The 14,765-nt window shown below is 70.3% G+C and carries 14 protein-coding genes; 4 read left to right on the top strand and 10 right to left on the bottom strand.

The genetic code is table 11. From position 1 onward, the window contains the following. Positions 1-16: 16 nt before the first annotated feature. From RWS82_RS00920 to RWS82_RS00895, 6 genes are all read right to left on the bottom strand, one after another. Positions 17-1,021 (bottom strand): ABC transporter permease, encoded by a 1,005-nt coding sequence (locus RWS82_RS00920; RefSeq protein ID WP_314645920.1) that lies wholly within the window; start codon positions 1,019-1,021, stop codon positions 17-19. Between the two features lie 81 nt (positions 1,022-1,102). Further along, the gene (locus RWS82_RS00915) at positions 1,103-2,776 is read right to left on the bottom strand and encodes an ABC transporter substrate-binding protein (protein WP_314645919.1); all 1,674 of its coding nucleotides are present in this window, start codon (positions 2,774-2,776) and stop codon (positions 1,103-1,105) included. Between the two features lie 218 nt (positions 2,777-2,994). Further along, a complete protein-coding gene (locus RWS82_RS00910) occupies positions 2,995-4,479 on the bottom strand; it encodes a glycoside hydrolase family 3 N-terminal domain-containing protein (RefSeq protein ID WP_314645918.1) in 1,485 nt (494 codons plus the stop codon). Further along, positions 4,476-5,309, bottom strand: a complete 834-nt coding sequence (locus tag RWS82_RS00905) for a carbohydrate ABC transporter permease (protein ID WP_314645916.1) — start codon at positions 5,307-5,309, stop codon at positions 4,476-4,478. Before RWS82_RS00905 ends, RWS82_RS00910 begins: the two co-directional genes overlap by 4 nt. Beyond that, a complete protein-coding gene (locus RWS82_RS00900) occupies positions 5,306-6,280 on the bottom strand; it encodes a sugar ABC transporter permease (protein ID WP_314645913.1) in 975 nt (324 codons plus the stop codon). Before RWS82_RS00900 ends, RWS82_RS00905 begins: the two co-directional genes overlap by 4 nt. 19 nt (positions 6,281-6,299) lie before the next feature. Beyond that, a complete protein-coding gene (locus tag RWS82_RS00895; RefSeq protein WP_314645911.1) occupies positions 6,300-7,595 on the bottom strand; it encodes a sugar ABC transporter substrate-binding protein in 1,296 nt (431 codons plus the stop codon). A 182-nt stretch (positions 7,596-7,777) separates the two neighbouring features. Between RWS82_RS00895 and RWS82_RS00890 the strand changes: the two genes are divergently transcribed. The 4 genes from RWS82_RS00890 (at position 7,778) to RWS82_RS00875 (ending at position 11,121) form a co-directional block, all read left to right on the top strand. Further along, complete coding sequence (locus tag RWS82_RS00890) at positions 7,778-9,055, top strand: LCP family protein (RefSeq protein WP_314645909.1); 1,278 nt, start codon at positions 7,778-7,780, stop codon at positions 9,053-9,055. A 30-nt stretch (positions 9,056-9,085) separates the two neighbouring features. Then, the gene (locus RWS82_RS00885) at positions 9,086-9,946 is read left to right on the top strand and encodes a fused MFS/spermidine synthase (RefSeq protein WP_314645908.1); all 861 of its coding nucleotides are present in this window, start codon (positions 9,086-9,088) and stop codon (positions 9,944-9,946) included. Positions 9,947-10,039: 93 nt separating this feature from the next. Beyond that, complete coding sequence (locus tag RWS82_RS00880; protein WP_314645907.1) at positions 10,040-10,567, top strand: hypothetical protein; 528 nt, start codon at positions 10,040-10,042, stop codon at positions 10,565-10,567. A 65-nt stretch (positions 10,568-10,632) separates the two neighbouring features. Next, complete coding sequence (locus RWS82_RS00875) at positions 10,633-11,121, top strand: SprT-like domain-containing protein (RefSeq protein WP_314645905.1); 489 nt, start codon at positions 10,633-10,635, stop codon at positions 11,119-11,121. Here the strand turns inward: RWS82_RS00875 and RWS82_RS00870 are convergent. From RWS82_RS00870 to RWS82_RS00855, 4 genes are all read right to left on the bottom strand, one after another. Then, complete coding sequence (locus RWS82_RS00870; RefSeq protein ID WP_314645902.1) at positions 11,106-11,597, bottom strand: DUF3054 domain-containing protein; 492 nt, start codon at positions 11,595-11,597, stop codon at positions 11,106-11,108. The two genes, RWS82_RS00875 and RWS82_RS00870, sit on opposite strands and share 16 nt — an antisense overlap. Positions 11,598-11,705: 108 nt before the next feature. Further along, positions 11,706-12,332: a 2-phosphosulfolactate phosphatase gene (locus RWS82_RS00865; RefSeq protein ID WP_314645901.1), complete on the bottom strand. Its 627-nt coding sequence runs from the start codon at positions 12,330-12,332 to the stop codon at positions 11,706-11,708. Positions 12,333-12,467: 135 nt separating this feature from the next. Next, positions 12,468-13,940, bottom strand: a complete 1,473-nt coding sequence (locus RWS82_RS00860; protein WP_314645899.1) for an ABC transporter permease — start codon at positions 13,938-13,940, stop codon at positions 12,468-12,470. Next, positions 13,937-14,698: an ABC transporter ATP-binding protein gene (locus tag RWS82_RS00855; RefSeq protein WP_314645897.1), complete on the bottom strand. Its 762-nt coding sequence runs from the start codon at positions 14,696-14,698 to the stop codon at positions 13,937-13,939. The genes RWS82_RS00860 and RWS82_RS00855 overlap by 4 nt, the downstream gene beginning before the upstream one ends. Positions 14,699-14,765 lie beyond the last annotated feature (67 nt).

Here is a 14,765-nt window from a genome sequence, read left to right as displayed (position 1 = left end):
TGAGTGACGATCGTCATCACTGCACCCTCACTCTCGGGTCGATGAGGCTGTACGACACGTCGACGGCGAGGTTGATGAGCGCGTAGGCGATCGCGATGAAGATGATGAAGCCCTGCAGCACCGGGAAGTCGCGGGTGAAGATGGCGCGGGCGAGGAACGACCCGATCCCGGGGAACGCGAACACCGTTTCGGTGAGCACCGCACCCGAGATCAGCAGGCCGGTCTGCAGACCGATCGTCGTGATGACCGGCAGCATGGCGTTGCGCAGGATGAACCGGTTGCGCAGGATCGACGACCCGACGCCCTTGGCCCGCCCGGTGCGCACGTAGTCGGCGTTCTGCACCTCGAGCACGCTCGCCCGGGTGATGCGCACGATGATGGCCAGCGGGATCGTGCCGAGCGCGAGCGCCGGCAGGATCAAGTGCAGGATCGCGTCCCACGAGGCGTCGAACTCGCCGGTGATGATGCCGTCCCAGACGTAGAACCCGGTGGCGTGGGTGGCGTCGATCCTCGGATTCTGCCTGCCGTCGGACGGGAGCCAGCCCAGCTGCACGGCGAAGACGTACTTGAGGATGAACGCGAGGAAGAACACCGGGATCGTGATGCCGATGAGGCTGAGCACGACCGAGGCGTGGTCGCTGAACTTGCCGTGCCGGCGCGCGGCCCAGTAGCCGAGCGGGATGCCGACGCCCACCGCGAAGATGAGCGCCGCCACGCTGAGCTCGAGCGTCGCAGGGAAGCGCCGCAGGAACTCCTCGACGACCGGACGGTTGGTCTGGATCGACGTGCCGAAGTCGCCCTGGATGAGGCGGGTGATCCACACGAAGTACTGCTCGAGGAGGGGGCGGTCGAAGCCGTAGAGCTCGTTGACCCTGGCGATCGCGTCCGGCGTCGCCTTCTCGCCGAGGAGGGCGACCGCGGGGCCGCCGGGGAGGGCCCTGACCCAGGCGAACAGCAGGATGCTGAGGCCGAGCAGGGTGGGGATGAGGAACAGCAGTCGCCCGCCGATGGTGCGCAGCACAGAGATCTCCGTAGATCGGTGCAGCACGGCCCCGGGGCCCGCCGTGCAGGCCGGGCCCCGGGTCGTGCGGCGTCGGTCGTGTTACTCGTTGAGGACGATGTCCGTGAAGACCTCGTCGTTCACCGGGCTGGCGGGGTAGCTGTCGACCCGGGGGTCGAAGGCCAGGGTGGGAGCCGGGTGCGCGAGCGGGACGCCGGGGATGAACTCGGCGACCATCTCGTTGATCTCCTCGTACAGCGCGGTCTGCTCGTCGAGGTTCGAGACGCCGCGCGCCTCGGTGAGCTTCTGGAACAGCTCGGGGTTGTCGAAGCCCCACTCCGAGCTCTGCTGGCCGAAGAAGACGCCGACGAAGTTGTCAGTGTCGTTGTAGTCGCCGGTCCAGCCGAGCAGGTGGATGCCGTGGTCCGACGTGCCCGTCGTGCGGTCGAGGTACTCGACCCACTCCTCCGACACGGGGGTGGTCTCGACGCCGACCTCGGAGAGCTGCGACGACAGCACGGTGAAGATCTGCTCGGGGTCCGGCATGTAGGGACGCGAGACGTTGACCGGGTAGTTGAAGGTCAGGCTCAGCGGGTTCGCCTCGTCGTAGCCGGCCTCGGCCAGCAGCGCCTTCGCCTTCTCGGGGTCGTAGTCGTAGGTCGTGACGTCGGGGTTGTAGCCGTTGACGACCTCGGGCACGAACTGCGTGGCCTTCTCGGTGCCCTCGGGGAGCACCTGGCTGATCAGGGCATCCTTGTCGATCGCGTACGACAGCGCCTCGCGCACCTTCGGGTCCTGCAGCTCGGGCAGGGCCTGGTTGAACGCCAGGTAGAGGATGGTGAACGGCGGGCGCGAGACCATCGTGAAGCCGTCGTCTTCGAGCGCCTGGGTGTCGGCGGGACCGACCAGGTCGTACCCGTCGATCGAGCCGGACTCGAGCGCCTGGCGACGCGCGGTGGGGTCGTCGATCGTGCGGAAGATGATCTCGTCGATCTGACCCGCCTCGCCCCAGTAGTCGTCGTAGGCCGAGAGGGTGACCTGCTCACCCGGCGCCCACTCGTCGAACTTGTAGGGTCCGGTGCCGACGGGGTGTCCCATCGCGTACTCCGACAGCTGCGGCGCCTCGGCGGAGCCGCCGACCTCGTCGGCGCCGAACTCCTGCATGGCCGAGGGGCTCTGCATCGAGAACGCCGGCAGCGACAGCGAGGCGACGAAGCCGGCGAACGGCTTGTTCAGCTCGATCGTGACCGAGTTCTCGCCGTCCGGCGTGCACGACTTGTAGACGGCGTCGTCGGGGGTGGAGGCGTAGCCCTTGTAGAGCTTGTTGTAGTAGTAGCCGAAGGCCTCGGAGGCGGCCAGGCCCTCCCAGTTGTACCAACGGTCGAAGTTCGCGCAGACGGCCTCGGCGTTGAACGGCGTGCCGTCGTGGAACGTCACGCCCTCCTTCAGCGCGAAGGTGTGCGACATGCCGTCTTCCGACGACTCCCAGCTCTCGGCGAGCAGGGGCGCGGGGTCGGCCGTGCCGGGCTCGGTGCCGACCAGGCCCTCGAAGATCTGACGCGAGACGCGGAAGCTCTCGCCGTCCTGGGCGAACGCGGGGTCGAGGCTCGCCGGGTCGGACGATGCCGCGAAGACGAACGTGCCGTCGACGTCGCCGGAGCCTTCGCCGCTGTCATCGCCGCGCTCGCTCGCGACGCAGCCCGCGAGGGCGAGGGCGACGACCGTCGCCCCGGTGAGGGCGGCGAGACCGCGTCGTCGGAGGTATGACTTGTGCATGGTGCGTGCCTTCCCGGTGGGGGATCTGGTGCGCGTGAGCAGAGCCTCGTCGCTCCGTCACGGTGATTTCTCGACCGTACCCAGCAAATTCCAAGATGCCAAGGGTTTGGCCGTCACCGATCGATTCCAATTCGGTATCGGCCGCCGCGGGACCGAGTCCCAGCCCCGGAGGGGTCGAGGAACAGCGGCCTGCGAGGGCCGAGGCACCAGCATCCGTCTCAGACGGTGGCGCCCACCAGCCGCTCGCGCGCGGCCGCGGCTCCGAGCCTGCTGGCCGCACCCACCTCGATGGTGGGCAGGGGCAGCGGCCGCTGCACGGCCAACCCCACGTTCACCACGACGGCCTGCGGGTCGCGGCGCGCCGCGTTCTCCACCAGGGCGCGCTGCGCGGCATCCGCATCCGGTCGATCGACGAGGATGACCGTCGCGCCCTCGGCGGCGACGGCCTCGTCGAGGGCGCGGTCCTGCTCCTCGGCCGTGCTGCGCGCGACATCGAGGCGCACCCGATGACCGCCCGCGGCGAGCACCTCGGAGACATAGCCGGCCGCACTGTCGACGGCGAGCGTCGAGCGACGTCGCGCGTCGACCACCGACAGGACGGATGCCGTCGGCGGAGTGCCGACGACGCGCAGTGCACGGCGCACGATCTCGAGCGCGTCGAAGACGGGAGCGGGGTCGTGCGACAGCGCGCCGGAGGCGGTGCGCAACGAGCGGGCGAGGGCCGCGACCCGCGCCGCCGCCTGCTCCACGCGCTCCCGCGGGAGCGAGCCGTCGCGGATCGCTGCGACGATGCCGTCTCGTGCGGCGCGGAAGTCGCGCTCGTCCTGGTCGGCGAGGGCCGCGTCGCCCGGGTTGGTGGGGTTGCCGATGCAGAGCAGGTCGGCTCCCGCGGCGAGGGCCTTCGCCGCTCCCCCGCCGATGCCGACGGTCTCGCGGATCGCGGCCATGTCGAGCGCATCGGTGATGATGACGCCCTCGAAACCCCAGTCGCGGAGCGTGCCGAGCACCCGCGGGTTGAGGGTCGCCGGCTCGTCGCCCCACGCGGGGACCACGATGTGCGCCGTCATGATCGTGTCGACCCCCGCGTCGATCGCGGCGCGGAAGGGCGCGAGGTGCACGCGCTCGTACTCCTCGACGTCGAGCTCGATCACCGGCAGGGCGTGGTGCGAGTCGAGGTGCGTATCGCCGTGGCCGGGGAAGTGCTTGATGCAGGCCGCGACGGCACCGTCCTGGATGCCGTCGACCTGGGCGATCACGTGCCGCGCGACGAGCTCGGGGTCGGAGCCGAACGAACGCACACCGATCACCGGGTTGCGCGGGTCGGTGTTCACGTCGGCCACGGGACCGAGCGCGACGTTCGCTCCGGCCGCCCGCAGACGCCGAGCGAGTTCCGCGCCGGTGCGCTCGGTCGCCGTGACATCGTCGAGGGCGCCGAGCTGCGCAGCACCGGGCAGCGTCGACCCGCCGGCCGACTCGAGCCGCGTGACACTGCCGCCCTCCTCGTCGACGCCGATGAGGGCATCCGGGTTCGCGTCGAGGATCTCGGCACTGAGGGCGGCGACGCCGTCGCCGACGTTCTGCGCGAAGTACACCACGCCGGCCAGACCGTCGCGCAGCTCCCGGCGGAGCCACGCGGGCGCGGTCGTGCCGAAGAAGCCCGGCCAGAGCACGCCGTTGGCCAGGCGCTCGAGCTCGTCGGTCATCCCTTCACCGCACCCGCGACCATGCCGGCGGAGAGGCGACGCTGCACGATCACGAAGAAGATCATGACGGGCACCGTGATGATCGTCGACGCGGCCATGATGCTGCCCCAGTCGTTGGCGTAGAGGCCGAAGAACGACTTCAGGCCGATCGAGACGGTGTACTGATCGGTCTGCGCGCCGAGGATCGTCATCGCGAAGATGAACTCGTTCCACGCCGTGATGAAGCTGAAGATGCTCGTCGCCACGAGACCCGGCATCACCAGAGGCAGCAGGATCGAGCGGAACATGCGCCACCAGCTCGCACCGTCGATGTACGCGGCCTCCTCGAGCTCGACGGGCACGGCCGCGACGAAACCGCGCAGCATCCAGATGCCGAAGGCCAGCGAGAGCGCGACGTAGACGACCATGAGGCCGATGATGCTGTTGAGCAGACCCAGGCTCTTGACCTGGAGGAACAGCGGGATGACGAGCGCCTCGAGGGGCACCATCTGCACCACGAGGATCATCATGAGGATCGTCGTGCGGAACTTGAAGCGGAAGCGCGCGACCGCGACGGCCGCGAGCAGGCACACGAGCGCACTCACGAGCACCGTGACCACGGCCACGATGGCCGAGTTGCGCAGGTAGGTGCCGAACCCGCCCTCGGTGAGCACGAAGGCGAAGTTGTCGAAGCTGAACTCCTGCGGCAGGAGCGACTGCCCACCGCTGGACGCCTTCTTGTCGAGGGCACTGGAGACCATCCAGTAGACGGGGAACAGCGTGAAGATCAGGACGGCGGCGACGCCGATCCCGACGCCGATCCGGGAACGGAGCCGGGGCTTCGGGTTCACAGCTCGTCCTCCTTCATGAGCGATCGGATGTACACGATCGTGATGCCGATCAGCACGAGGGTCAGGAGCACGGCGAGGGCCGCACCGAAGCCGTAGCGGTTCTGCCCGAACGACTCGACGTACGACCAGACGCCGAGGTTCAGCACCTGGCGGTTTCCGCCGCCGCCACCGGGCATGAGGTACACCTGCGCGAAGACCTTGAAGTCCCAGATGGTCGACAGGATGATCACGACCGAGAAGACGGGCTTGAGGGTCGGGAAGATGATCTTCCAGAAGCGGCGCCACGCGCCGGCGCCGTCGAGCGCTGCGGCCTCGAGCATCTCCTTCGAGACGCCGAGGAGGCCGGCGAGCACGGTGATCGCCACGAACGGGAAGCCGTGGTGCACGACGTTCAGCAGCACGATCGCGTAGAACGACCACTGGTTGGTGAACCAGTTCACCGCCCCGTCGATGAGGCCGAGGTCCTGCAGGACGCTGTTGAAGATGCCGCGGTCGGCATCGAAGATGAACGTCCAGACGTAGGTGCCGGTCACGGCGGGCATCGCCCACGCGACCATGATGCAGCTGGAGACGATGGTGCGCCAGAGCGTGCCGAGTCGGGCGAGCAGCAGCGCGACCAGCGTGCCGACCGCCACGGTGACGAAGACCGCCACCGCGGCGAAGCCGACCGTGTTCGGGAGCACGACCGTCCAGAGGGTCGGGTTGGTGAGCGCCTCGACGTAGTTCTGCAGGCCGATCCAGTTGCTCTCCCCGGTGTTGATCTCGCGCAGACCGTAGTCCTGCAGCGAATAGAGGAACACCTGGACGAGCGGCCAGAGCATGAGCACCGCGAGGATGATCAGCCCGGGCGCGAGGAGGAGCCAGGGGCGGGCCGCGACGATCGAGAGACCGCGACGCGGCCGGCCGCCGGCCACGGAGACGGAGGGGGACTCCGTCTTCGTGGCCGGCAGTGGCGCTTGCACCATCGACATGGAGGAAGTGCTTCCTTACTTACTGGTTGAGCAGGTCCGTCATCTCAGCGGCGGCGTCCTTCGTCGCGGTCGCGACGTCCTTCTGCCCGCTGAGGATGGCCTGGATCATGGAGTTGGTCGTCTTCTTGGCCTGCACGGCGCCGAAGTTCGGCGTGACCGGGACGGATGCTCCGCCGTCGACCATCTGCTCGGCGAACGGCGCGACCAGCGGGTCGGTCGAGGCGAGGGCCTCTTCCATGGCCGACTGCACGCCGGGGAAGTAACCGGTCTCGTTCGACCACTGCTCGGCGAACTCGCCGGTGGTCATGAGCTTCACGAACTCCCACGCCAGGTCGGCGTTCTTGGTCGTGTTGAAGACGGAGAGGTGCGAGCCGCCCAGCACGGAGGGGGCGATGCCGCCGTCCTCGCCCGGGATGACCGCGGCGCCGATCTTGCCCTCGAGCTCCGGGTTGGCCTCGATGAGCGACTTCGGCGTCCACGAGCCCGAGAGCATCATGGCGACGTTGCCCTGCGTGAAGGCGTCGCGGAGGTCGGTCTCCTTCCAGGTCGTCGCGCCGGCCGACGAGAAGCCGTGCTCGGTCGCGAGACCCGTGTAGAACTCGATGCCGGCCTGCGACTCGGTGCTGTCGAGCTCGCTGGTCCAGGTGTCGCCGTCCTTCGTGGCGACCTCGCCACCCGCGCCCCAGACCCAGGGGTAGACCTGGAACTCGGCGTCACCGGGAACCGGGAACGGGAGCATGTCGGGCTTGGCCGCCTTGATGGCGTCACCCGCGGCGACGATGTCGTCCCACGTCTTGGGGACCTCGAGGCCGAGCTCCTCGAAGACGTCGGCACGGTAGACGAGCGAACGGACGCCGGCATACCACGGCATGCCGTAGAGCTCGTCGTCGTAGGTGCCGGCGACCGCCAGGCCCTCGACCAGGTCGTCACGCAGACCGTCTTCGGCGTCGACGTACTCGTCGAGCGGGAGGAGCGCGCCGGCGTCGGCGAACTCGGCGGTCCAGGTGGTGCCGGTCTCGGCGATGTCGGGGGTCGTACCGCCGGCGATGGAGGTCACGAAGCGGTCGTGGGCGTCGGCCCACTGGATCTCCTCGATGTTGACCGTGGCGCCGGTCTCCTCTTCGAAGGCCTCGGAGACCTTGTCGTAGAAGGCGGTGGAGTCGGGGTTGGTGCCCTTCATGATCCAGACGGTGAGTTCCTGCCCCTCTCCGTCTGCTGCTCCGCCGCCGTTGTCGCCGCTGCCTCCTGCGCAGCCCGCGAGCGCGATCGAAGCCACGGCGCCGAGCGCCACGACCGGAAGAATGCGCTTGTGCATCAGTGGATCTCCTCTTTGAAACGTCCTGGGGGTTGGACGAGTGGGTGCTCGCCCTTTCGAATAAGTATCCACGACTAACTAATTGCCTGCAAGTGGTTCACACGATCGTCACATGCTTGTGACAATCGTTTCCGGGGCGGTCTCCCAGGCATCCTCGCCGGGCCCGTCGCTATGCTCGCGGGATGCCAGGACGCGCCCGAGACTCCGACCGCACGCCGGTCGCCCGCCACGCGACGCCCGCGCCCGCCCGACCGGTGCGCCGATTCCTCAAGCTCGGCGGCATCGTCGTCGCCGTCCTCCTCACGGCCTTGATCGCGGTCGCAGCGTTCGTGGCAGCCGACTACATCAACCGCCTCAACGACGGCGCCGTCACCCTGGAGGACGCTCCGGAGGTCGAGCCACCGGCGATCAGCGCCTACCCCGGCGAGTTCAGCGTGCTGCTTGTCGGCACCGACGAATGCGGGGAGGTCTCTTCCGGGCTTCTCGGCGTGCGCTGCTCGGAGGCCGACGGCGGCGTGCTCAACGACGTCAACCTCCTCGTGCACGTCTCGGCCGAGCCACGCGCCGTGACCGTCGTCTCCTTCCCCCGCGACCTCATGATCCCGACATCCGAGTGCACCCGCACCGACGGATCGACGGCATCGGCCACCGACAAGTCGCAGATCAACTCGATCTACGAGAACGCCGGGGTCTCGTGCATCGCGAAGACGATCACCGACCTGAGCGGGGTCGAGATCCCCTTCGCCGCGAAGATCGACTTCGACGGCGTCATGGAGGTGACCGACGCCATCGGCGGTGTCGAGGTGTGCATCGGCGGCGAGGGCATCCACGACGATCAGACCGCACTCGACTGGGAACCCGGCCCCCGCACCGTCTCGGGCTACGAAGCCCTGCAGTTCATCCGCACCCGGTACGGCGTGGGCGACGGCAGCGACATGGCGCGCGTGTCGAATCAGCAGCAGTACATGTCGCGGCTCGTGAAGAAGATCATGAGCGACGAGGTGCTGAGCGACCCGGGCAAGCTGCTGAGCCTCGCGAACACGGTGGTCGACAACATCGACCCCAGCACCGAGCTGGGCAACCCCGTGCGCATCGCGCAGCTCGCTCTGTCGATCAAGGACGTGCCCTTCGAGGACTTCGTCTTCGTGCAGTACCCCGTCTTCGCCGACCCCGACGACTCCGACCGCGTCATCCCCAACTACGACGCGGCGGAGACGCTGTGGAGCGCTCTCGCCGCCGGCCAGCCGGTGCAGATCACCGGCGACGCGTCGAACAACGGCGGCGTCGAACTGGTCGACCCGGGAACCGGCGCGACCGACGGAACCGATGCGCCCCCCTCCGATGATGCGCCCGCGACCGACGCCCCCGCCACGGATGCTCCGGCCCCGCGCGCCACGCTCGACCCGAGCATCTCGGGACAGACCGCCGATCAGGAGACCTGCGCCGGAGGCCGGGGCTGAGCTCGGGACGGAACGCGTAGGCTCGCACGCATGGGACGGATGCGGCAGCGCGACTCGGAGCATCCGCAGGCGCGGCTCGACCACGGCGGGCTCGCGAGCATCGTGCCATCGGAGTTCACGTCCGGGTTCGAGCTCATCGTCGACGGCACCCCGCAGTCGCACGTCGATCTCGACGACCCGACGCACCTGCACTTCGAATACATCGTGCGCATGGGCGCCGTGATCGACCAGCTGCCGGACGGGCCGCTCACCGCCGTGCACCTCGGCGCCGGGGCGTTGACGATCCCCCGCTACATCGATGCCACCCGCCCGGGCTCGCGGCAGCAGGTGATCGAGTGGGAGGCGCCGCTTGCCCAGCTCGTGCGTGAGCACCTTCCGCTGCCGCGCGCGGCGTCGATCCGCATCCGCATCGGCGATGCGCGCGAGGGCGTGGGCCGGCTGCCCGCCGCGCTGCGCGGCTCGTGCGACCTCGTCGTGTCCGACGTCTACTCCGGGGCACAGACGCCCGCGCACCTGACCAGCGTCGAGTTCTACCGCGAGGTCGCGGAGCTCCTCGCCCCCGGCGGCATCCTGCTCGTCAACGTCGCCGACGGACCAGGACTCGCCTTCGCCCGACGCCAGGTCGCCACCATCGCCGAAGTGCTGCCCGAGGCGGCGGTGCTCGCCGACACCCAGGTGCTCAAGGGGCGCCGGTTCGGGAACCTCGTGATCGCGGCATCCGCCACTCCCCTGCCCACGGCATGGCTCCCCCGCGTGCTCGCCGCCGGGCCGCACCCGGCGAAGATCGCCCGGGGTGCGGAGGTGCGCGCGTTCACCCAGGGGGCCACGGTGGTCACCGACGCGGATGCCGTGGCCTCGCCGCGACCCGACTCGTCGCTCTTCCTGCGCTGATCCGACGTCCGGATCGATGCTCGCGGGCGTGCCGCACTCCGGTCGGTCGCGGCCCGGGAGAGACTGTTCGGGGGACGCGGCGGAAGGAGAGCAATGAGTTTCATCCGGGGATACGACCGGGAGAGCCTCCGTGAACTGGTCGACATCGACGAGTGCGCGGTGCGCCTCGAGGAGATCGAGACGCAGCGCAGCCTCCCGGCCCTGCTCGAGCGGGTGTGGCTGCTGAAGGTTCTCGGGCGTCTCGACGAGGCGCTGGCGCTCGCCGAGACCGCCGTGCGTCAGGCGCGCATGGCCGGCACCCGCAAGGATCTGCTGCGGGCGCGCGTGCTGCACGCCACCGTGCTGCAGTACCGCGGCGCCCACGCCGCCGCCGATCAGGAACTCGCCGCCTGCGCCGAGGAGGCCGAGGGGCAGGGCTGGATCACGGTGGCCGCGTTCGCGCACCAGCACCAGGGTAAGAACGCCTTCGACGCGGGCGACTACGAGGCCGCCCGCGAGAGCTTCAAGCGCTCGCTGTTCCTGCGCCGGGAGGCCGGAGCGGAAGATCGGGAACTCGAAGTCGCGCTGCTCGCGATCGACGCGGTGGAGCGGCGGCGCACGACCGAGCTCGTCGCGGGCTGATCCGTCGAGGCGCCCCGCCCGGCGCTCCGGGCCGCGGTGTCGGCGGCATGTCTTAGTCTGAGCACATGGCCGATCTCGACCGGGTACGCGTCTGGGCCGAGGCGCTCATCGCGATGCACCTCGACGACTCCTGGTCGTTCGGTTTCGACAACGCCAAGCGCCGCGCCGGCCAGTGCGACTACACGCGCCAACGCATCACGGTGTCGCGATACCTGGCGGCGCGATTCGACGACGACGAGATCCACCAGGTGCTCCTGCACGAGGTGGCGCACGCTCTGGCCGGCCACACCGCCGCCCACGGGCCGGCGTGGAAGCGCACCGCGCGAGACCTCGGCTACGTCGGCGGCACCACGCACCGCGGCGAGACCGCCGTCGAGCTCGCCCCGTGGATCGGCCGCTGCCCGCGGGGCCACGAGACGTTCCGCCACCGCCGCCCCACGCGACCGACCTCGTGCGCCGCCTGCTCGCGCAGCTTCGACGAGCGCTACCTGTTCACCTGGGCTCGACGCGAGATCACCGCGGCGACGCGGCTCGCTGCTCAGTCCCCGCGCTGACCACGATCCCGATCGCCCGTGTCCGTGGGTGACGCCTCCGTGGCGAGCGGGGGTTCGGCCTCCGCACTTCCCTCGGCCGTCTCGGTCGCGTCGGGTCGTGCGCCCGAGTCGGCTGCTGCGGTGCGACGGCGACGAAGCAGGGCGGCCGCGGCCCGCCAGCCCACGAGCAGCACCCCGAGGGTGAGCGTCGCGACGATGATGAACGGCACCTGCGCCGTGTCACCGGTCGCGAGACGCAGCAGCATGCCGCCGGCGACCGTGACGACCCACACCACGGCGCCCCAGGCCACGGACCACGGGCGACGGGGACGCGACGGCAGCAGCGCAGCGAGGGCGTGGCCCACCAGCAGCGCCACCAGGAACGGCCAGGCGGTCAGGAGGAATCCGGCGGGGCCCTCGTCATGCGACGCGCGGCCGATGACCGCGAAGACCAGCACCAGCACGACGTCGACGATGACTGCGGGGAGGTACCTCATGCCCCGACCCTACGCGCGCGCCGCCCGACGGATGCCCGACCCGCCGCGGTGATTCGCACCACACGCCCCAGATGCCCCGTGTGACCGCGCACGATCGCGGTCTCGCGATCAGGAGAAGGCGGCGAAGGAGCGCTCGCGGAACACCGGCACCGCGGCGACCGCGTCGAGTCGCGCGGACGCGGCGACGGTCGCAGCGTCGTCGAGATGGCGACCGGAGCCGCTCGCCGAGACGAGGTGCCCGAGCGCTCGACGCAGCGCGCGGAAGCCCTCGGCCGCCACCGCGGCATCCGGCGCCGTGTGATCGATGCCAAGGTCGGTCAGCGCCGCCGCGATCGCTCCGGCCGCGAGCTGATCCTCGACCGTGAAGCGCACATCGTTCGACGCGTCGCGCTCCCCCGTCGGCACGATCGCCACCGACGTGCGGCGCTGGCGCGTCTCCTGGATGCGCTGGATCGCGTGGGCCACGGCCGAGGCGTTGCGCAGGCATCCGACCAGCACCGTCGAACCCGCCGCGTCGGCGGTGACCGCCAGCGCGGGGGCGACCGAGTCGGGCGACCACTCGGCGACATCGGCGAGCGCCACCGTCGAGCCGGCCGCCACCGCATCGGTCACTGCGGTCGAGAAGGTGAGCACGTCGACGATCACGACCACGTCGGCGTCGGCGAGGCGCTCGAGCCCCGCGAGCCCCCAGTCGAGACGGACCTGGTAGACGGACTGATCGAGGGGCGACGACATCCCTCCAGCCTATGTGTGTACCCCGCCCTCACCGCGTGCCCGCGCACGCGGTGAGGGGTCACGACACGCCGCATGCGCACCCTCCCGCGCGGCGTGTCGTGACCCCTCACGCGAGAGGGCCCCAGCCCGAGGAGCTCAGTCGGCGGCGAGCGCCTCGACCGGCGCCACGCGCGTCGCGAGCCGGGTGGGCGTCGCCGCGGCGACGAGGGTGAGCAGCGCGGTCGCAGCCACGATCGCGACCACGGGGATCCACGGCACCTGGGGCGCGATGAGGCCTGCCGGGGTGAACTCCGGCAGAACGGGCACCGACCCCAGCAGCGACTGCGCGGCGATCCACCCGTAGGCGACGCCGAGCACGAGCCCGGTCAGGGTCGCGGCGACGGTGATGTGCGTCGCCTCGAGCAGCACCATGCGGCGCACCTGCCGATTCGAGAGCCCGATCGAACGCAGCAGCCCGAGCTCGCGACGGCGCTGCACCACGCCGATCGTCAGGAGGTTCACGAGCCCGACCGCCGCGATCACGGCGGAGACGGCGACGAGCACCATCATGACCGACGCGAAGGCGTCGTACGGCGCGAAGAACTCCGGCGGGATCTCCTCCGTGGTCTGGCTCGTCATCAGCCGCTTGGCCGACTCCAGCGCGACCGCGAACATCGTCACGAGCGTCACGCCCATCACCACGCCGATCGCCATGCGCGACGAGCGTTCGGGGTAGCGCAGCGCGTTCTCCGCGGCGAGGCGGGCGGTCGCGCTCGACCCGAACATCCGGCCCACCAGTCGCAGCACGGGCGGCATGAACAGCACCGACCCGAGTGCGAGGCCGGTGAACGAGAGCAGCCCGCCGAAGAACGCCACCACCACCCCGAGGGGGGTGACGAGCCCGACCAGCACCCCGCCGACCAGCAGCGCCGCACCCGCGATGAGCAGCACCCAGGCGCCCACGTGCCGACGCGCGGCACCCGTGAGCTCGTCGTGGGTGCGCTCGACCGAGCCCCCGAGCGCCTGCAGCGGCGTGACCGAGAGCACGCGCCGCGATCCCACCCACGCGGCGAGCCACGTCGTGAGCGCGACGCCGACCGCCGGCAGCACGAGAGCGGGCTGGGCCAGCGAGAATTCGGCGGGCACGTTGTCGATCAGCATCCGTCCGACCTGCACGCCGATCGCCGAGAGGCCGACGCCGACGCCCAGACCGATGAGCGCCCCGATGACCCCGACCACGATCCCCTGGCGTCCGACCTCGGCGCGCTGCGACCGTGCGGTCGCGCCGATCAGACGCATCAGGGCGATGCGGCGGGTGCGGCCCGCGATGATCGTCGAGAAGGTGTTGGCCGTCACGATCGCGGCGACGTACATCGCGACGGCGGTGAGGAGCACCGACAGCAGGGCGACCACGACGGCGAGCGTCCCGCTGTCGCCGATGAACGGATCGTTCTGCAGCACGGCGCCGATGAACGCGGTGACCTCGACGAGCACCACGCCGAACCCCGCCGACAGCGCCGCCACGAGGATGCTCGCCCCCATGCCGCGTTCCCGCAGCCAGGCCAGCCGTGGCGCGGTGGCCGCGGTCTCGGGCACGACGGTCGAGACGGCCGAGGCGACGGCGGTCATGCCGACACCTCGGCAGCGAGCATGTACGCCGAGATCTGCTCGGCGGTCTGCCGGGGGTGGTCGGCGACGATGCGGCCGTCACCGAGGTAGAGCACGCGGTCGGCGTGGCTCGCCGCGATCGCATCGTGCGTCACCATCGCGATGGACTGGCCGTGCTCGCGACTGGCCGAGGCGAGCAACTGGAGCACCTCTCGGCCCGTCTGCGAGTCGAGGTTGCCGGTGGGCTCGTCGGCGAACACCAGGTCGGGGGCGGTGGCGAGGGCGCGGGCGATCGCCACGCGCTGCTGCTGACCGCCGGACAGCTGGTGCGGCCGGTGCCGCAGACGGGCGCCCAGGCCGAGGGTCTCGATGAGACCGTCGATGCGGGCGCGCTCGATCGCGCTGGGCCGACGGCCGTCGAGCTCGAACGGGAGCAGGATGTTGCCGAGCGCATCGAGCGTGGGCACGAGGTTGAACGACTGGAAGATGAAGCCCACCCGGCGGCGGCGCAGGATCGTGAGTTCGAGGTCGCCGAGCCCGGTGATCTCGGTGTCGCCGATGAACGCCTTGCCCTCGGTGGGCGTGTCGAGGCCGGCCATGATGTGCATGAGCGTCGACTTGCCCGAGCCCGACGGGCCCATGATCGCGGTGAACTGCCCGCGACGGATGCCGACGCTCACGTCGTCGAGCGCGCGCACGGTTCCCTCGCCCGAACCGTAGGTCTTCTTCAGGTGCTGGACGCGGGCGGCGAGGCCCAGGTCGGTGGTCGTGATCTCCATGTCCTCCACGCTAGGAAGCGGCGCGGGCCGGGTCGTCGGCCGCCGGATGCATCCGCGTACATCGCCA

It is taken from the genome of uncultured Microbacterium sp., from assembly GCF_963528945.1.
Classification (GTDB): domain Bacteria; phylum Actinomycetota; class Actinomycetes; order Actinomycetales; family Microbacteriaceae; genus Microbacterium.
Note: the sequence above shows the minus strand (reverse complement) of the source record. Positions and strands in the feature narration are given on the sequence as shown.